Origin of the sequence: Shewanella sp. Arc9-LZ (genome assembly GCF_010092445.1) — a bacterium.
Taxonomy (GTDB): domain Bacteria; phylum Pseudomonadota; class Gammaproteobacteria; order Enterobacterales; family Shewanellaceae; genus Shewanella.
In genome coordinates this window covers 1,362,796-1,383,255 of the sequence record NZ_CP048031.1, presented here as the reverse complement: position 1 = coordinate 1,383,255, position 20,460 = coordinate 1,362,796, and the positions used below count along the sequence as shown (strand labels likewise).

The window sequence follows — 20,460 nt, the reverse complement described above, 5'->3', positions numbered from 1 at the left end:
AACACTCACTTTGCCATGGGCTTCTATATCACCTAATCCAACCATGGATAATTATCCTCTCTAAATATTTAAAGCTGTTTAACAGGCCTTATTTGGGAGTGAATAACTCAAATCAAACTCAGGCAAATAACAAAGGTCAGTTTCAAGATCATAAGGCACCACATTCAGCCTTAACCCTGGTTTAAATTCGAAGTTTGCCAGAGGTTCAATAAAGCCAATATGTTTGGGATAAATCAAATAAAGCTCACCTTTGCCTTGCAGGTATTTTTCACCGTAAGCAAACAACTGGTACAAATCTGACTGACTCAAGTTGTACTTATGCTTTGTCGTATTAAGTGAAGCATCAAGAAGCTTCCACTTGGTATCCATCACAGTAACCACTTTTGATTTATCATAAACCACAATGTCAGGTTTTAGCCTAAACCAATCATTGCCGTTATGGTGGGTTAAGCAGTGGCTAGACACCTGCTCTCTTAACTTTAAATGTGTAGGTAACTGACGTTTTAGCTGCTTGGCTACATAGCGTTCAAACAATTGTTCCATCGGAAATAAAAAAGATAAACCATTATTATTTCCAACCATAGCCACTGGTGATTGATAGCTCAAAATAAGCTCGCACCATGGTTTAAGGGGCCGATAATGTGCAAGGCTTCTGTTATCTGTCCAAAGCCTAAAGTCATGAACAAAATCTGCAGACTCTTTAATGTCGCTAAATACCAATAGTAATTCTCTTGCTAGACGTTGATTTGTACTCGTTCTGGCCCACTTAAAAACTTGTTTCAAAGATGAGTGTAATAAACGGTTTTCTGCGCGATTAGCGTGATATATGTCGTGAGATACTTGAAAGTAATGCTGACGCCCTGGTCGCTGTCTTAGTTGCTTAGCAACAAGTAACTGGCCTTTTAAAAATGAGGACTCGCGTTCTATACGCTGGTACTCACTTCTTATACCTTGCTTTACCAACTTAGCGACAGACTTTAAAAAGTAAGCAATCAACACTTCATAGAGAGGTTGTTTTAATAACTGTAAATGTGACTGTTGAAAATCCTCTAATTTAAGTTTATCTACGCTAGCCAGCATTTTAAGCAAAATTTTACGCGCTATTTCAGGATTGCATTCATCTGTCGTTGTCTTAGGTAAAATCTCTATGCGAGTTCTACATGGCGTTTCAAGCACACCAACAAAGTTAACTACCTGCAACGCAATTGATTTACCGTAACGTTTAACCTTAACTAGCTCCCGCTGCTTTTCACCACTGCTTACTCCATTAGCAAGCAGCCACTCAAACGCAGACTTGGGTATTGAGTGACAATCAATACTCCTGTCATCACCCTCATTAGTTAAAAGAGCAAACTCTCTAACGGTAACATCACTACTTTTGAGGCGAGTCATAAATACCTATGTACGCTTCTGAGTTCGTAAATACAGCAATATTGCGCTTATATGGGCGAATACCATCTTGCGCCCAGTCTTTCCCCATCAGCTCTGATACTGAAGGTTCAGTATCAGTACCAGTAAACTTCTCTTTAATAAACTTTAACTCTGGATTAGCCTTCTTAAAATGATCCCCAAGCACTTGGCCAACACGCTCCCAATCTTCGAAGAAGTACTCCTCTAGCAAAGGTAATATTTCTAGCTCAAAGATACGTGCCAAACGTCCAATGGATTTATCATCTTTTAACGGTAAAAAGAAGCTATGACCAATAGTATGTTCACGGTCATATAGCAGCTCAATGCGCTGATTGATGGTTTTAAGCATCTTCGCAACATCAATGCCATCGATCACAATACCTTCAAGCAACTCATGTTTAGGCATCATTTCTACAAATTCAAAACGACGACGCAGCGCAATATCCACTTGAGCCAATGATTTATCCGCAGTATTCATAGTGCCAATAATATGCAGATTAGAAGGAACGGAAAACGGTTCTTTCGAGTAAGGTAATTTGACTGTCAGCGACTCAATACCACCAGCACGCTTACTTCGTTCAATCAGCGTAATCAACTCACCGAAAATGTTTGAAATATTGCCACGATTAATTTCATCAATAATAAGTACGAACGGCTTAACGGGTGAATGGGGTGATTGAGATAGATAATTTTTTAAACCACAATCGCTTTTTAAATAACGAAGAACACCATCAACATAAGATGGATTATATATCCCTTTCTTACTGCCTGTTCGATATAACTGTCTTACAAGAGTCAGACTGGCAGAATAGCCCTGTTTTAGTAATTTATTGCTTTTGGGATAAACTAATAGCGTGCTTCCACCACTATACTCCACCTCAAATTCTTTTCCTGTAATCGTCTTTAATGTCATTAAGCCATCGTGACTGGCTAAAGCATCTGTAAAAATAGTTAGCGCTTGATCAAAAGGATCATCGGTCTCGGTTACGCCTTCATTGGCACGTTCACATATCTGTTTAAAAATCCCAGACTCGACCTTATAATTTAACTGGCCATTTTCAGATTCTGCCCTCAATCCCTCAACAAAATCTTCATAGCTAAAGCTTTGATGAAAAGTTGTAAAAACGATCTGTCCTGATAACACAAATAGGTCAAATTTAGATTTCAATTCGGCTCTAGACAAATTACCCTGCAACGATTCTGGATCTACAATTGCCAACGCTTCGTTAATGGTGTGGTAAGTTTTACCAGTACCTGGTGGGCCATAAAGGATTTGATTTAAGCTGATGGCTGATTGTTTGCTCACAATGTAATCCTCTTTAGACTCCTTTACATGACTAACAGCATCAGTGCCTGCATTCTTCCAAATTGTGCTTAATGGTTCCGCATAGTAATCAATTTCAGCAGTATCAAACTTCTGCTCAAACTTTTGACGCAACGTTAACAGCGCGGCATCTCTTTCACGGCATTTCATTTTGTTATATTGGCTTTTGGTGATGTCAGTAAGGCTAACTAAAATTGAGCATCTGTCTGTATTGCCAAAAATACGTTCGTTAAAATCAGGGAAGAATAAAAATAGGAGCATATGGCGCAATTGGCGACTTTCATTTTCAGGCAATTGTTCTAGCCATTCTGAAAAACGAAGATGATCACTCAGTAAATCTATTTTTTCTTGTTTATTTAACTTCAAGAATGCTGCTGTGAAACGCATTAAATAAACTAACTCACGCCAACGACCAGTATTATAAGCCGTTCCTGCACTACCAATACCTGTTAATGAATGATCTGAGAGATATTCATCTTTTAATGCTGGAGTCATTTGTAACCCACTCCAAGCAAATACTCTCTCGATACTTACTCGTTTTGATTCTGGTCCAGTGTTACTAGGACATAGGAACATCAACCACAGCATTTCTGCCGCGAGTACTTTAGCATTAGCTGATGTGGTAACTAGCTGAGTTTCTAATTTTTCAAAAAAATCACCATTACCAGCATCAGGCTTATTAACAAAATTAATGATAAGTTCATTACAGTTTTCACCGGTCCAAACCACCTCGTTCGTAAATAGTGATTTACCTTGAACTAAGCACGTTTCTTTAAACCTTCTTGCATTTGCAATAAGTAATTCTGAGTTTCTGTCACCACAATACCTAGCCATTAGTACCTCATTAACCCACATCAAACCTAAAGGACTTTAAAATCTTAAACTTTAAGTTAGAGCAGATTTAAACTTCCTGTGTTTAATTAGATTCTAAGATTTCTTGTTTTTGAGCTTCGAATTCAAGAATAAACAATTGGTTTATCATTAAAAACTCTCTGATAGCATCATCGATCGTTGTTAAGTTTTCTTTGTGTGCACGGCTATTTCGATAGGCCATATAAACACCAGTAAAAAGCGCGGCTCGACCTTTTGCCTCTGCTTCAGGTAACTCAGGCCAATACAGTGGTGCATTACTGCTAAGAAATGCCTGAGAAAATAACTTGGAGCCACTTTCACCATCCAAACCTGTCCTCTTTCTGATAATGTCTTCTAAGCGTCGATAGCATGTCATTAGATTGGCATCTGGATTGTTTTGCAGATCAATGGCCAGATCCATGATGCGGTTATCAATAAGCGAGAATGGGACGTTTTTTACAAAGAGCGATTTGACCAAATTGTCATCGTACGAACGTAAATCATCTCTAAGCAAAATGTAATCGTAATAACGAATGGGCCTAATTGGTCGCAGTTTCTCGATAAACACCAGATCGGATTGTGTCAAACATGAGCTATCTGCTCTTTGGATAAAACTTGCATCGACAGCATATTCTTCAATATCGATATTGTGACGAATAAGGATCTGCATCGCACTGGATAGTCCTCTTGGACCTTCACCAGGATAACCTGAAGCAAAACCAGATTTAATAACTATTGGGTCGCTAGATTCTGGCCACAGTAAAAAACAATGCGTTCCGCACTTCGAGCTGCTATCAACGTCTGAAAGCAAAAAGGCTCTTAATATGGCGTCATCACCAGCTTGAATCGCCATTGTCAACGCAGTTAAACAACGGGCAGTAATCCCTGCGCTTCCGTAGTATTCAATTCCGGCGAGGTCTGCTATTTTCAGTTTTTTTATATTAATAACCATACTCCTTTAAAGGCCTGCGTTGAATGGAAGCATGTACTTACCGATGAATGCATCATCTGCATAGCGGGCAACAAATACAAAAAAAGAGGTTTTCAAAAATGACTTAGGAGCAAGTTTTTTTTCAAAAAGCTTTTTGTGCACACGAGCTCTTGATATCATGAAGCGTCTAAAGCCATTTGTGTCTACAAATACGGTCCCCCTTTCTAACAATTCTGTCATTATCCAATTATCATGTTCCGCCGCGATCTCATTTTTATATCTCCGAGTTATCCCATAGATCCGAACCCAGTTTTCGACCTGTTTTAATTCTGCCGCAATTTTAGGAGTAATATGAATATTCCAGGCATCTGGCGTTTTATTATCAAAACCAATATTCAAATTAACCTTTAAATTAACTCCTCCAATCTTCCTATAAGGGTAATAAGCCTCGGTTCTTACTCCAGCATCAAACAAGACATCTTTAGTTTTCTTGTAATCCTGATTACATTCAGAGCAAGTAGGTACTAAATTCCACATGTTTGCTGCAGCAAATGGATATTTCCCTTTGAACAAGTAATGATCCAAATCCTCACGCCTTGACCCGAATACATTTTTATAAGCATTTAGGCCACAAAAAGGGCATATACCGCCATTCTTTATTATAAATTCCTGATAAAAACTATGCGTAGGTTTGAGACTACTGTCAGGCCTTTTGAAAGGTGAAAGATCTAGCTTTGTCTCGTAACAATTTAATAAAAAACCATTGAGTCTTACGCCTATAATATCAGTCCATCGAATATAGCTTTCTGGTATAAATCCTTTTTCTAAGCATAAAGCTTCGATTGAGTTATTGTTTACGAATTGGCTATATAGTTTTTGCTTCTTAGCTTTATTAGTTGGCAGGCTGTGAACCAAGTCATCCAATGACTTTTTAAATGCCTTCCCATGTCCATTAATATATTTTTTGGAAAAAATGTTACGAAAAACAACATCAGAGAAATCTTTATCTGATACATATTCAAAGAACAAATTCTCCAACAAATCGTGCATCTTGAAGCATGGATGGTCTTCAATAGCTTTTAGTCCATACAGCATTCTAGGCGTCCTTTCGAAGTTCTAAACTTTCACCTTGACGTAGAATTGCTTCGTATAAATCTCTTTTATCTGGCGATTCTGCAAAAAAAGCCAAAGCTAGCTTCATTTTCTCAACATCATCAGATTTTATAATTTTTTCTATTGACGCTTTTGAGTGTTCTGAGATTGGGGTGATTACCTCAAATAATTCTTTAAGCAAGCTATCGAATGTGCCACCATATGTTTCTTTTTTGGGTTGAGAGCATAATATTTTTCCATTGTCTCTTTTGAATATCGTTACGTTTTTACTTTTACATGCTGAGACAAGGTATGGCGAATGGGTTGATATTAAAAACTCGGAACTCTTTTGCTTGGCAGTAAGCAAATCCTCCATTACGAGGACAAATTTGGCTCTCCAAGCAGGGTTGAAATGGCTTTCAGGCTCATCTAATAAGAAAATAGAATCTTGCTTTGCAAAATATGCTAATGATGTAAACACTTGAATAAATTGATGTTCGCCATCACTTAGATTCAAATATTCCGTTTCTGCATCAGGGCTCTTAATTAATACTTTCAATTCACGTTCAGGGATACTAAACACTTGGTGAGTTTTGTTCTTGCTACTAGAAATTAGATTTAAACTATAAAGCTCATAAAGTTGCTCAAAGAAATCTTGAGCCGTCCCAAACTCTTTAACAAATGCCTTTTTGCTTTGCTCACACAGTAAGAAATCCATTTCGTAAATTCGATCTTTCCCTTTTTCATTACTATTAATCATTAACGCGCATCGCTTCAGCCTTTCTAACACTTGTTCCATAGGCTGTGAAAGAATTATTCGTCCTGAATCTGTATCAATAACTATTTGGAACGACGTCAATTGCTTTAATCGGATAAAATCGGCAAAAGTTTTTAATAATTTATTTGATGACTGAACACTCGGAAGACCATCGCGACCATTTTTACCAGAAAAAATATACGCTGTAAGTAAAAGTAGCTTGGTCGAATCGCGGTCAAGAAACAATGTGCGAGAAAGCTTCCTGCGGCCTTTATCCCCCTCATTAACTTCCTTAAGCACTCGGCCAAACTCCCGTTCGCGAAGTTCGTGAAACAGTGTGCTAATCGTCTCGTTATGACCTGATGAGTAGCCAACAATATTTGATGGCATCACAGACTCCAGAGCTTCCGATTCTAATACATTACCATCTGCCCTAACTATCAGAGGTTTACCAACACGCCCTTCGATTATTACCTCTTTGTATTTTCGTGATGGTAATAGATGATACTCAAAACGGAAATTTGCACTTACCGTAGGCTTCGTTTTGTTGGTGTTGCGCCACAGTTTATCCAGCTCAAAAAAAATCTTTGCTAATATTTCCAGCAACTTGGACTTACCAGAACCGTTTAACCCAACAAAACACAGAGGCTCGAGCGCATTTGATTCGTGACGATCATTGTCAAAATTAAAATCATAAGCCTGCAATGAATTTGCTGGGTCACTGTACTGTAGGCTGATTAGCTTCATTTTTGATCAACCAAGCGCATCAAATAATCACCACTTTTTTCGTCCCAACTCTCAATCTCTAGGATAGGTTCACTTATACCTGAGATACCTTTTAACAAATTCATGATCAACGCCTTTAAAGCCTCGTAGTCACCCTTAAATTCAGTCACTGAGCGAAATTGCTCAACACTGAACTTTGCATCAAGTAGTGAATCTTGTGCTTTTCTAATCTCAGACTGATAACGGGTTCGCAAACTATCGGTTGCTTCATGCTTTTCAGCATCCAAATCAACATTAAAAGTTTCTTCAAACTGTTCGGATAACTTAGTAGCAACTTGTTTAGTGATTTTGGGTTCAGTTGTTGTAGCGGCTATTCGTTTTGGTGAAGCTTTTTTCTTTGGTTTACTCTCAACTTCTGAAAACTTAATACGTTTCAGTAATTCACTCGCTGGTTCATCATTTGAATCTTGTGGCACCAATTCGCCTCGAAAAGCTTTCGCCAGTACCGATTGGGTTAAGCGATCAACCCTTGATTTCATTTCTTGATAGTTTTTTTCAACATTTGCCGCATAAGAAAATAACACCTCAACACGGCGTACAATTTCTTTTTGTTCATCTAAAGGTGGTAGTGGAACAGGCAAAGTATTTATTCTTTTTAATGCAAGTTTTCCTTGAGCGCCGGATTTAATCTCTAATTGAATTAATTGTTGCAACTTTTCACTTCTAAGCCAAAGTGATAAAAAACTAGTGTTAATCAAGCTTTTTAAATCAGTAATTTTCGCAGCATTTTCTGTCAAATTAGCTAAGTGTAGAGCTTTAGGTATAATGCCCGCATCGCCAATAGATGCACCGACAATGGTCAAATACGCATCACCTTCATTTACTGTATATCTTTTTATCTGCGCCTGAGTTTCGGGCTGTAGGAACATTTGTTTGTTCCTGGCATTATCGCCTTGGATAACGGTTCCATTTTTTAATTGCCCTGCTCTTATATATGGAAGGCCGGTATCAACTTCTGTTAGCACTTCTCCCTTTGGGAGTCTCTTGCCTCCCTTAACAACACCAATCTCTTCAATATTTGAATATTTCCATTCAATTGGGATGAAAAAATCTGGTATCTCCGTTTCAAAACTCTCATCTTTCCCACGCCACTCTCTAGTTAACTCACCCGACGTGGCGGCGGCGAGGACGGATTGGCGGAAACGTTTTAGGATATGGGGGATTTTTTCAAGGCGCGCTTGGGCTTGATCGACTTTGGCTAAAATCGAATCGAGTTTGTCAGCAATGCGAATTTGTTCGTTTAAAGGAGGTATAGGAAAATTGAATAAAGCCAGTTTCTTTCTGGTTATTCTACGACGTGTAGAACCAGATGCCTGCATATCAATTAAATTACGTATCTGGGGCGAATTCACCCAGTACATAAATAATTTATTTATCAATGCTGACTGTTCTGTAAAGCGAACTAAACATACATCAACGACTGTGACAGCGTCATTTGCTAAACAGGGGAAAAGACAAGCACGTCCAAGTGGATCTGGCATTCGTGCGATTAGCACATCTCCCTCCCTTAAAAAGGTACAACGAAGCCTCGTAGTCTGTTCATCATTCATAAAACGATCAGATTTATTTAGGAAAATACCGTCGCCAATATCAGCAAGCTGTATTAATCTCACCTCACCGTTAGTGTCCTGATCTTTTGATTCGACCCAATCACCATCAGATATAATTCCATCTTCAGAAAGAATTTCAGACAAATTAGCTAAAGACCATCCCTTAGGAAGCTCACTCACAGCATCACCTCATCTGATTCATCAGCAGAACCAAGCTCAACCAAAATGGCTTGCAGCTCGCGCATGGCACCAGCCATCTCTTCTAAGGCTTGGTTAATCAGCACATCAGGCTCAGGAAGGTTAGCGCTATCCTCTGAACTGTCGTCACGGATCCAGGCTAAATCAAGCGAGTCATCTTTTTTGGCAATTTCTTCACGGCTAAAGCAACGCAAGCGGCAGGTATCTACATTGCCAATTTCACTGCCATGTTTATGATTTTTAATAAAGGCATGGCGTGCTGCGTCATCGACTTGAGTCAGGTCGCTACCCACGGCTTGATAAAACTCATCAAAATGGGCTTTGGTTAATACCGTACGTTTACCAAATTGCGGCATGTTCGAGCGTAAGTCATACACCCATACATTTTTGGTTTGGCCTTTATCTTTCTTTAGGTCCTTTGATTTGGAGAAAAACAGCACATTGGTTTTAACCCCTGCGGCGTAAAAAATCCCTGTTGGCAAGCGCAGAATAGTGTGCAAGTTACACTTTTCCATTAAGTCTTTGCGGATAGTTTGTCCGGTAGAGCCTTCAAATAATACGTTGTCTGGCAACACGACAGCGGCACGTCCACCTGGTTCAAGCATTCGAAGATACATTAAGTGCAAAAAGGCTAATTGCTTGTTACTGGTGTAAGTGATTAAGTCGTCGCGGGTTGGGATACCACCGCCCTGCTTAGTACCAAAAGGTGGGTTCGCTAAAATCAGGCTTGCAGGTGGTAGCACTTTACCTTCGTTAGATAGGGTATCACCAAATAAAATGCCGGAGTTTACATCATCAACCGCTAAGTCGTGCAGCATCAAGTTCATCATTGCTAAGCGACGAGTGTCTGGCACTAACTCCATGCCGAAAAAAGTTTCATGTTGATACTTGTCGTAGGCGCCTGGCTCTAAAGCTTGTACGTCGTGATGCTCTTTTAGGTAATGATGCGCACTAATTAAGAAACCGCCAGTGCCTGCTGTTGGGTCAACAATCACGTCATCAAGGTTTGGCTTCATTAATTCGACCATGGCATTGATGAGCACACGCGGCGTAAAATACTGGCCTGCACCAGACTTTTTCTCACCTGCGTTGATTTCTAGTAAACCTTCATACATATCGCCCAAACCTTCGGTTTTAGCGCTGTACCAATCAAGTTTATCTATCTCGCTGACTAGCTTGCTTAAAGTGGCAGGTTTACGGATAACGGTGCTGGCATTAGCATAAATTGCATTGGTGATTTGTGAACCATGCGTACCTAAATGAATGAGCAGCTTTTTATATTCTTCAAGGCGAGTGGCCGAATCGTACTTTTCTAAATCAGCCCAACGGTAACCAACGGGAATATGCTCTTCTCGGCCAGTTTCTTCTACCATTTTAAGAAAGACCAAATAGGTCAACTCATTTATGTATTCATGGTAAGTGACGCCGTCATCACGAAGAAGGTTACACAGGTTCCATAGTTTGGCGACCAGATCTTGAGTGCTCATGTTTTTACCTAATTTTGCTCATTGTTTAAAATGAATTGCTTATAAAAATATACTTATGCAGATTTACTCATATCAGCTTGCCAAAGGGCCTTATTAAACATGAGTAGTACATTGGATACGGGTTGTTCAAATAATTTGTTCGCGCGCTTTGTTCCGCCTTGGTGTAAAAATATACCCTGGTCTAGCGCGGCTTCGTCAACAATGGTGGTAGCCTTCATTTGTTTGGCTATAGTATTGAGCCACTGTATTTGCGGTGTTTTCCAGTCTTGACTTGCTAGTATTCGCTTAAGAGCTTGATCAACTCTTTGTTCAAATGGAATTAACGCTTCACCAATAGCGGCTTGTCGAATAAAGCCGATGATACGCGCAGCAATGTCTTCACTTTTAACTTCTTTCCAAGCGACCTGCAGATCTTGTTCTCTAAACTTGTTTTGTTCAAGCACTAATGCCAGTTCTTTTAAGCTTTGACGGGTTAATTCCCATGGCGCTTGCACGACTGTTTGAATTGCGAGCATACGATTGCTGTTGGCATTAACAAAGTCGTTAAAAGAGCTTAAATAATCCTCAGGTTTTTGGCCATCGCCATAACCTGTGGTGGTTTTAGTAAATTCATCTTCATGGTCTGAAATATATTGTGTGTTACCGCCACCAGCACCTTTAACTTTTTCGTCTAGCAGCTCACCTAGACCAGGGTGCCGAGTAAACCATTCGGCTATCTTTTCAACAGGCATTGCTTTCAAGTCTTTAATAAATTCAGCTGGTGGCTGACCAGTCAGCGTTTCAAACTTATCTTGTTGTTCTGGTGAAAGGTGACGTCGTTTTACTTGTAACTTAGCGATAAACTGATTTTTAGCCAGAGATTGTAGATCTTCGTTCGCAGCATCTGCCATTTCACGCTCTAACTCTGTAAAGCTGATATCAACATTAGTGACTACCGGCTTCATGGTATTGACGTTTTCTAGCTGCTTATAAATATCAACCGCATCGTAGATTTTAAATGGCCCTTTACCAATTTCAGGGCATAACCTAGTTGCACGCCCTAACATTTGCTCGAATAAGATTCGGCTGTTCACTCGACGTAAAAAGACTAAATTACAAATTTTGGGCACATCAATACCCGTTGTAAGTAAATCAACGGTAACAGCAACATTTGGAAGGCGGTCATTTTTGTATAAGCGAATTTTTTCTAGCGGTTTATCTGTAGCGCCTGTGATTTTTTGAATAGCATCGTCTTCAACTTCACCGTGATAATCTTCACAGGCTTGTTTTAGCGCTTCCACTACTTCATCAGCATGCTTATCCGTTACGCAAAAAATGAGTGTTTTAGCTTCTGAATAAGGATTAATTGAATCGCTTTCGATTAACCACTTAGTGACGACTTTGGTAAAGCTAGGAGCAATAACTTTTTTGTTAAACTCTGATACATCAAAATCGAGCTCATCTGGGGTGTTATAAATTTTGATGTCATTATTCTCGACATCATATACTTTCACTTCCTCATTCACTTCGTAATGTATGCCTTGCTCTGAAAGTTTGGTATGAATACGAACAGGCGGCAGATGATCATTTAAATAACCATCAAGCACGGCTTCAGTGTAGCTATAGCTATATACGGGCTCTCCAAAAATATCAACGGTGTGAAGTGCTGGCGTTGCGGTTAGACCTATTTTAAATGCATCAAAGTAATCTATTACTGACCGGTACTTTGATTGGTAATCCTTTTGGTCGCGAAATAGGATTTCAGTATCGCTAAGCTCTCTATCCAGCAAATAACCGCGATGACATTCGTCAACCACAATACAATCATACTGGCCAACACCAGGTTTAATATCGTTATCACTCGGATATAAAATACGTTGCACGAGCCCTTGAACCGTTGCCACATGGACCTTGGTACTGTCATCAGGTCTTTTATCATCTAAATCCATTAGGTCAAAGGTATCGGCAAAGGTTTGCAAATTCTCTAACCGCACTTCTTTAAAGTCGTTAGCCGCTTGCTCACCTAGCGCTGAGCGGTCAACTAAAAAGAGTATTCGCCTAAAACGTTCAGATTTAAGTAAACGATATACTAACGCGATACAGGTTTTTGTTTTACCTGTGCCTGTTGCCATAGCGACTAAAGCTCGGTCTTTGCCATCTTTAATGGTTTGCTCTACGGCCTTAATTGCATCAACTTGGTAGTCACGCAATTTGAGGTCGTAATTAAAATCCATTGCATCGAGTTTTTGTTCTGCTTGCTGTGGAGTTTGCTTCAGCAATAATTTTATTTCAGTTGGCGTATACCAACCTTTTAATGCTTTACGCCTATTTGCGTTATCTCTTACATCAAGAAACCAAATGCCACTTTCTTGCTCGAGTTGCTTAAGATATGGGCGGCCATTAGTTGCAAATGTTAACGGAACTTTGTACTCGCCCCATACGGTATCAATAGTAAATGAATTTTTGGGTTTGAGTCCTTTTGCATACCGCTTTGCTTGATCTATTGAGCTATAAACGTTCTTGGCAGTCTTTTTAGCTTCAACAACAGCAACAGGTATAAGGCCCATAAATAATACATAATCTGCTGGGCCTGATTCTGTTGGCCATTCAGCTATAGCACGATTTTCATTGGGTACTGGGCGAACATTCTTGGAGAATCTGAGGTTAACACTATCGGCTTTCCAACCAGCGTCATTCAGTTGCTTATCAATAATGATGCGTGTTTCAGCCTCATCCATATGAAATGGCAGTTTCTCAATACGTTTGATTTCTGTCGTTTTGCTTTTCTGATCTTTAGCCTGGAAGTTAATCAGTAATTCTTGATTAGCCGCTTCCATCTTCGCTCTATATTCGTTTAGCTGCGCTTCTTGTTCAATTGCAACCTCTTCCCATACTTTGCTTTCGGCAAGCATTTTTTCAGAGCGTTTTCGCTCGGCTTCAGCTTTTTCGGTGGCTAATTGATTAATAGATTCAGCAACAGCTAATCGTTCTGTCGTCCGTTGCTGTTTGCGTTCAAGCTCAAGCATTTTCTCTTCGAGCATTCGAACTTCATCAGAAGGGTCTTTGGGTTTGATATAGGGCCCAGGCTTAAATCCTTTTGCTTTTTCTCCACCATAAAGCTGGTGGTACCAAACACTTAGAGCATAACCAATTTGCAGAGACTGCAAGGCATCTCTATGACTATTGGAAGTAATATCGTGGTTAGCGTTATTGCCTAGTTTTCTAATGGTATGAAATGCATCTTTGATTCGTTGATCAAGCCTTAAGGAGTAATCAAGATTTTTGAGTAAATCGATCTGCTTAATATCTTTGCCGGAATCAACACCTACACGAGCCGCAATGTTCTTGGCTAACTCTTCACCTAACTGACGCATCTTTAAAAGCGTAGTGTTAGGATCTGGCGCAAAGCATGACTCAGCTGTTAGCGCTAAACGAAATAACAACTCGTCGTGGTGCTTAAGAAAATCGAAGTTATTAAAACTGCTTCCCATCAGTGATCCCTTCCATAGATAACTATCAACTTCTAACCCAAACAATTAAATCATAAAAGTTTAAACTCGAGTTTGCCACAAAGTCTTTAACTAGCATAGAGTTAAGAACTAGAATGTAGATAAACGTTTATGATTATTAACTCTAGCCCTTTGAAGCCCCTTTGAAGCCCCTTTGAAGCCTCTTTGAAGCCTCTTTGAAGCCTCTTTGAAGCCTCTTTGAAGCCTCTTTGAAGCCTAGTAAGTAAAAACCAAGCTCTATTAATGGCAAGATAATTTTATCACTGAGCACTCAAGACATACCGGTCGATGTAGTAATGCGCATACATTGAGTGATCACTGTTGATTCAGTGAATGCTCAGTGAAAGCTCAGTGAGTAATCATTGTTTATGACACCCAGGGTTAGTTAACTTAGTTACTGGTTTACAATAAGCTTCAAGCGAGCTTAAAATTATGATGAACTCGATTCACAAAAAACAGTGCTGGTTTACGCTGGATTAGCGCGGATATGGTCGGAGCTTATTTTGTAAATATTTCAACTAGAGATAACTTTAGTTGTAGGCGTGGAAATTATTTTTAGTAACACCAGAAGTAACATCGATAACAATCAACTTAACAATAATCATTTATAAACAAGATATTGAAGCACCAATTCAGGTGACGCCGCCACATCTGAACCGGTTATTGTTGTTCCAAAAGTATATTTTTTAGTAATGCCCGAACGCATGCTTACCCAGTTGTGCTCCCCAAGTGCAATCACTTCCGCGACACGCTGTTAACCCATCAATCCATGCTATTGATTTTATAGCCTCCAGTCTCCAGTCTCAGAGCGTCTTAGCAACGCAGCGCTCTAGGCTCTTAGTTTGTCATCGCTGGTATAGGGGCAGCTTCGCTGCTAAGATTTTATAGCCTCTAGCCGCGTAGCGTCCTAGCAGCGCAGCGTTCTAGGCTATTGATTTTATAGCCTTCTAGCAGCGCAGCGTTCTAGGCTATTGATTTTATAGCCTTCTAGCAGCAAATAACAAATCAAACGAATAAGGATTCAAAATGAGTAGTAATGTAGATATTAACAATCGTCCCGATTACGACCATGTCATCCAAGATATCGCTGATTATGTATTAACGTTTGAAGTCTGCAGCGAAGAAGCTCTCGACACCGCTCGTAACTGTTTAATGGACACAATAGGTTGTGGGCTGCTCGCGCTGCGCTTTCCTGAGTGCACCAAACACCTCGGACCTATCGTACAAGGCACATTGGTGCCAAATGGCGCCCGAGTGCCAGGAACATCGCTGACTCTCGATCCGGTAAAAGCCGCGTGGGACATTGGTTGTATCATTCGCTGGCTCGATTACAACGACACTTGGTTAGCAGCTGAATGGGGGCATCCATCGGATAATTTAGGCGCCATTCTGGCCGTGGCGGATCATTTATCTCAAGTTAGACTGTCAAATGGCGAGCCGCCTCTCATGATGCGAGAAGTACTTGAAGCGATGGTCATGGCACATGAAATTCAAGGCGTGATTGCGCTAGAAAACTCGTTTAATCGGGTTGGTTTATGCCACGTATTATTAGTACGAGTGGCCTCCACTGCGGTTGTTACTAAAATGATGGGCGGCAACAGAGAGCAAATCATGGCGGCAATATCTCAAGCTTGGGCCGACGGTGGTGCACTGCGCACCTATCGTCACGCACCAAATGCTGGCTCTCGTAAATCTTGGGCTGCGGGCGATGCCACCTCACGAGCGGTTTGTTTGGCCAACATGTCAATGCGCGGTGAAATGGGTATACCAAGCGTGTTAACCGCGCCACAATGGGGATTTTACGATGTCTCCTTCTCGAAAACCAATAAAGACCAAGCGCTCAAACCCCAGGCTGAACGTCAGTTTTCATTTTCCCAAGATTATGGCTCTTATGTGATGGAAAACATCTTGTTTAAGATTTCCTTTCCTGCCGAGTTTCACGCGCAAACCGCCGCAGAAGCGTCGGTTATACTACATCCTCAGGTAAAATCTCGTTTGGCGGAGATTAACAAGATTGTGATCCGCACCCACGAGTCAGCCATTCGAATTATTTCAAAAACGGGTTCGCTTGCCAACGCTGCGGACCGCGACCATTGCTTGCAATACATGATTGCGGTTCCGTTGGTGTTCGGCAGTTTGACCGCCGACCATTATGAAGACGAATTTCACGGCGCACATCCCATCATCGATGAGCTGCGTGACAAAATGGAGATTGTCGAAGATAAGCGCTTTACGGCAGAGTATTTAGAAGCGGATAAACGCTCTATCGCCAATGCGATTAAGGTTTTCTTTAACGATGGCAGCAGTACAGAAGAAGTGGTTGTAGAATACCCAGTGGGTCATCGCCGCCGTCGTAAGGAAGGAATGCCGCTATTGGAGCTGAAATTCAAAGCGAACTTAGCATCACGTTTCCCAAACCAGCAGTGCCAAACGATCTTCACTGTGTGTAAAGATCAAACCACGCTAGAGGCCACGCCAGTAAACCGCTTTATGGACTTATTTGTTATCGGGTTCTAGGTGCTAGATTCTAGGAAATCGCAGGCTCGCCAGAGGGCGTGACTTCGTCACTGCTAGAGCGGACTTCGTCCTGCTAGGATCGCTGCGCGACTAGGCTGTTGCTATTGATTGTATAGCATCTAGTCGCGTAGAGTCCTAGGCTCTTAGATTGTCATCGCTTGATATCGCCCGCCACCGCTTGCCATCTAGCCGAAATTAACCATGCCACCCATTTTATGATAATTAACATAACTGCTTTTAGCTTTAGTTGCGATAACCTTCTGGACTATTCAAATGTATAAATTATATGGGAATTATCAATAAACTGAGCGCTAGATGGAGAATGGTGAGCAATGCGGTAGATCAAACACAGCACTAGTGGCTTGATTGATATCAAGCTGGAAATCAGGTTTTAGTTTTAGTTTTAGTTTTAGTTTTAGTTTTAGAGATTAAGCCTTAAGCGCACAGTGATGTGGTCAACTAAATCTGTACACCAACAGGAGTTGCGTCTTTACGCTGCCATTTCGGCTGCTGTTGGCGTCATATAATTGTTATAACTATGACCCCGTTTTATATTGTAGTGCTTCAATATATAATTCAGCACATCATGCTTTGCTTCATCAAAACTGTTGTAGCCATACTTAGGCATCCATTCTGTTTTAAAGCTTCTAAAAAAACGTTCCATTACCGCATTATCCCAGCAGTTTCCTCGTCGGCTCATGCTTTGAGTTATCTGATATTTCCAAAGCATTTGTCGATACTGAAGGCTACTGTAGTGACAACCCTGATCAGAGTGAAACACTACGTTTCTTGGACGCCCACGGCTTTCAAATGCCATTCTTAATGCTGCACAAGTCAAATCAGTATTCGGACTGTCAGAGCATGCCCAACCCACAATCTTTCTCGCGTATAAATCCATTACCACCGCTAAATAGAGCCATTTGGTTCCAGACCAAACATAGGTCACGTCACCACACCAAACCTGATTTATTGCTTCAACGTTAAACTGCCGCTTTAACAAATTAGGGGCTATTTTAGATTCATCATTTGCTATCTTGTAACGATGCTTTCTGGGTTGGTTACTGATTAGCCCTGCATCTCTCATTAAACTCGCGGCCTTATAACGGCCAACATTTTCACCTAATTGATTAAGCTGGCCTGCTATCGTTCTTGCCCCTGCAGAGCCACGACTATCACGGTGGATTGCAATCGCTTGCTGGCGCAGTTTTCCTAGTTCAGGCTTCACTAATCCACGATGTTTGAGATGATAATGGTAGCTGCTTCGCGGTATTTCAAATAAATGGCAAAGCTGTTTGACGATGTTCTGCTCTCTCGATAACGATTCAATTAACGCTATCGTTTGATGTTGTCTTGCATTAAGAGAGCGGTAGCCTTTTTTAGGATGTCTTTCTCCCATTCAATCTTCTTAATTTGCGCTTCAAGCTCTTGAATTCGTTTTTGCTCAGGAGTGATGGCATGAGATGATGGGGTAATACCTTCAAATTCTTGCCTAAGTTGAGTCACCCAACGTCTAATCGCTGTTGGACCTGCCCCCGTAGCCTTGGAAGCTTCACTCGTAGTGTAACCTTGTTTAATAACGAGGTTTGCAGCATCTATTTTAAATTCTGTTGAGTAAGTTGGTTGAGTTTTCATTACTTTTTTACACCGTTTTATCTTAAAGGAAGTTTACCTCAATCGGTGTACAGATTCATTAAGCCACAATACAGCCAGCGCTGGCAGTTTGAAGCGCTTTGCGTCGTTTTCGCTCTTGATGCTCACAATCTTCTGTTAAGGCAGGTAACGCCCCGACTGCACCTTTAAATAAGGCACCAAACTCTGTGGTGATTTTTAACCAGTTTTCAGCGGGTATATTCAGTCTATTGAGAATATCTTGGTTACTTTAACTCATTGCCCATCGCTTATCTTGACGAATAATTCGCCCGGTATCTTTAACCAGCACTATGTAGTCTTTTACACAGAACATTAAACCATTAGGTATGTTTACACCTGTCTTGGACTAGCCATCATTCATTACCTGCAAGTAAATATAGATAACTAAAGACTAGAGTGATGGTTAAATATTCGCCAATAATTTGGAGTGGCCTTGTTATTAAGGTTCAATCTCGCCGTAAATAATTCAAAGGTTTACGGCAGGAAATCCGATATTGCAGCCATTAACCTTTTAGATAATTTAAATGAAATAGAATCTTATTCTTAACTAAAAGCAGTCTAGTGAAGTGGATGAAATGCATGATTTTTAGGCTACTGACCACTTAATTTAGCCTAAAAAAGTTATGAATTTACTTCTTTAATATGTGCGTGTTATTTATTACATTCACGAAATTTATCGATGAACCATCTTATTGCCCTGCCTTTGTTATTTGTTCTCCAGCCAATGAACAGAGGAGTTAATGGTGCATCTTTAGCGATCTTAAGGGAAACCAGCTCCCCAGTTTCAAGGTGATTAGTAATACGATGCGTTGGTAAAAAACCAACTCCTAGCCCTCTAATTTGAGCTGATATCTTTTGCTCCATCGAGGCAACTCGTAACACTGTTTGCTTCTCAAATATCCTATGAGTCATGGCGGGGGACCTTTTTGAAGAATCTTTAATGATAATTGAATGAAATGGCTTGATATCATCTTCTGATAAAGGGAGATCGTATTCGAGTAAAGGGTGATTTCTCCCTACCACAAATTGCCAATCTGCTACTTTAATTTCTTCAAACTTAATTCCTTGAGTGTTTATTTCTGGGTGGGGTGCACCGATGACTAAGTCAGCTCTATTTTCAATAATTGCATCCCAACTCCCTGCTAATACTTCTTCAGTGATATTAACTTCAACACGGGTTTGAAGTTTATAAAACTCTTCAACGACATTATATAACTCTTCAATATCATAAATAGTATCGAGTGCTATAGTGATATGAGATTCCCAGCCACTGTCTACTTGTTTTGCTGTTTCTACAATACTTTGAGCTGCTTTTAGTAACTCTCGACCTTGATCAAGTAGCACTTTACCCGCAGGCGTTAAGATTGATCTTCGACCTTCTCGTCGATAAATCATAATCCCTAAATCTTCTTCTAATTTCTGTACCGTATAAGTAATTGTGGACGGTACGCGATATAGAGCGGCTGCGGCTGCGGCAAAGCTGCCTTTTCTGTCTATCGCATCCAACACCTCACAAGCTTCTAAAGATAATTTCACTAGCCACCTATTGATACTTTGATACTGATATTAATGTACAGTCAATTCGAACATATTTGTCAGTATTACTTTATTTTAATCAAATATTTTAAATATATAATAGCTTTACAGTTCGAAAAGACCAAACAGTAAGTTGATTTTTGTTATCAGCTAGTAATGAAAGAGGAAATTAAAATGCAGTTATTAAGTAAAGATTCATTACACAGAGGTGGATTTGCAGGATTAAAAGAAACCCGTCTTGTTGTTGATAACAAAATTGGCGGACAAAACGATACATGGAATGGACTTGGCAACTTTATATATTTAGCTGATGCGCGTTTTACGCCTAAAGGTCAAACGGGCATGCACCCACATAAAGAATTGGATGTCATTTCGGTTATGCTTGAAGGAAGTATAGAGCACCAAGGCTCTATGGAAAACGGCAAGTCAATGCAAGCCAATCAAGTGCAAGCACAACGTGCTGGTGGTGAAGGTTTTGTACACAATGAAATTAACCCTGATAATGTAGAAAACAGAATGCTCCAATTATGGGTCTTACCTGAAGCGGCCGGTGAGCCTGCAAGTTATAAATTTCATGATCTTAAAAAAGACCAAATGATACGTGTTTATGGTGGCAATAAATCACAAAGTGTCACACTTGATAGCGAAACTGTTATTGAAGTTGGTTTGCTCAGCAAAAATAAGAATGTCACCCAGGAGGGCGAGTTTATTGCTTATGTCACTGGTGGTGAAGGTGTTCTTAATGGTGTTGAAGTAAAAGATGGTGATTTGGTACGTGATGAAAAATTAGATTTTACTGCGCTCAGCGAACAAGTTCATCTAACACTTATTTATTTAAATAAGGCGAATTAAATATGTTATTACTTAAGGTTATCACTGCTG

General features: G+C 40.3%; 12 protein-coding genes and 1 pseudogene. 2 read left to right on the top strand and 11 right to left on the bottom strand.

The genetic code is table 11. The features are described 5' to 3' along the window. Positions 1-78 precede the first annotated feature (78 nt). The 8 genes from GUY17_RS05940 to hsdR all read right to left on the bottom strand — a co-directional run bounded on the left by GUY17_RS05940 (position 79) and on the right by hsdR (position 13,857). A complete protein-coding gene (locus tag GUY17_RS05940) occupies positions 79-1,392 on the bottom strand; it encodes an McrC family protein (RefSeq protein ID WP_162022586.1) in 1,314 nt (437 codons plus the stop codon). Continuing rightward, the gene (locus GUY17_RS05935) at positions 1,373-3,589 is read right to left on the bottom strand and encodes an McrB family protein (protein ID WP_254439912.1); all 2,217 of its coding nucleotides are present in this window, start codon (positions 3,587-3,589) and stop codon (positions 1,373-1,375) included. Before GUY17_RS05935 ends, GUY17_RS05940 begins: the two co-directional genes overlap by 20 nt. A 61-nt stretch (positions 3,590-3,650) precedes the next feature. Beyond that, on the bottom strand, positions 3,651-4,538 hold the full coding sequence (locus GUY17_RS05930; protein ID WP_162022585.1) for a TIGR02391 family protein: 888 nt from the start codon (positions 4,536-4,538) through the stop codon (positions 3,651-3,653). A 6-nt stretch (positions 4,539-4,544) separates the two neighbouring features. Then, positions 4,545-5,612, bottom strand: coding sequence for a hypothetical protein (locus GUY17_RS05925; protein ID WP_162022584.1), 1,068 nt, complete (start codon positions 5,610-5,612; stop codon positions 4,545-4,547). A gap of 1 nt (position 5,613) precedes the next feature. Then, the gene (locus GUY17_RS05920) at positions 5,614-7,113 is read right to left on the bottom strand and encodes an AAA family ATPase (protein WP_162022583.1); all 1,500 of its coding nucleotides are present in this window, start codon (positions 7,111-7,113) and stop codon (positions 5,614-5,616) included. Beyond that, complete coding sequence (locus tag GUY17_RS05915) at positions 7,110-8,882, bottom strand: restriction endonuclease subunit S (protein WP_162022582.1); 1,773 nt, start codon at positions 8,880-8,882, stop codon at positions 7,110-7,112. Before GUY17_RS05915 ends, GUY17_RS05920 begins: the two co-directional genes overlap by 4 nt. Then, positions 8,879-10,387: an N-6 DNA methylase gene (locus GUY17_RS05910; protein WP_162022581.1), complete on the bottom strand. Its 1,509-nt coding sequence runs from the start codon at positions 10,385-10,387 to the stop codon at positions 8,879-8,881. The genes GUY17_RS05915 and GUY17_RS05910 overlap by 4 nt, the downstream gene beginning before the upstream one ends. Positions 10,388-10,440: 53 nt before the next feature. Further along, positions 10,441-13,857: a type I restriction-modification system endonuclease gene (hsdR, locus tag GUY17_RS05905; RefSeq protein WP_162022580.1), complete on the bottom strand. Its 3,417-nt coding sequence runs from the start codon at positions 13,855-13,857 to the stop codon at positions 10,441-10,443. A 1,044-nt stretch (positions 13,858-14,901) separates the two neighbouring features. Here hsdR and prpD point away from each other — a divergent pair. Further along, on the top strand, positions 14,902-16,392 hold the full coding sequence (prpD, locus tag GUY17_RS05900) for a 2-methylcitrate dehydratase (protein ID WP_162022579.1): 1,491 nt from the start codon (positions 14,902-14,904) through the stop codon (positions 16,390-16,392). A 490-nt stretch (positions 16,393-16,882) separates the two neighbouring features. On the opposite strand, the gene GUY17_RS05895 is transcribed toward prpD, so the two are convergent. The 3 genes and pseudogenes from GUY17_RS05895 to GUY17_RS05890 form a co-directional block, all read right to left on the bottom strand. Further along, positions 16,883-18,024, bottom strand: a protein-coding gene (locus GUY17_RS05895) for an IS3 family transposase (protein WP_162022578.1) whose coding sequence is annotated in 2 segments (ribosomal slippage) — positions 16,883-17,772 and positions 17,772-18,024 — 1,143 coding nt in all. Because the reading frame shifts where the segments join, the coding sequence is not laid out codon by codon here. Between the two features lie 38 nt (positions 18,025-18,062). Continuing rightward, positions 18,063-18,373 (bottom strand): annotated as a pseudogene (locus GUY17_RS21185) (transposase); the annotation flags it as partial. A gap of 320 nt (positions 18,374-18,693) precedes the next feature. Further along, positions 18,694-19,578: a LysR family transcriptional regulator gene (locus tag GUY17_RS05890; RefSeq protein WP_162022577.1), complete on the bottom strand. Its 885-nt coding sequence runs from the start codon at positions 19,576-19,578 to the stop codon at positions 18,694-18,696. Positions 19,579-19,752: 174 nt separating this feature from the next. On the opposite strand from GUY17_RS05890, the gene GUY17_RS05885 reads away from it, so the two are divergent. Beyond that, complete coding sequence (locus GUY17_RS05885; protein ID WP_162022576.1) at positions 19,753-20,430, top strand: pirin family protein; 678 nt, start codon at positions 19,753-19,755, stop codon at positions 20,428-20,430. The last annotated feature ends 30 nt before the right edge of the window (positions 20,431-20,460 follow it).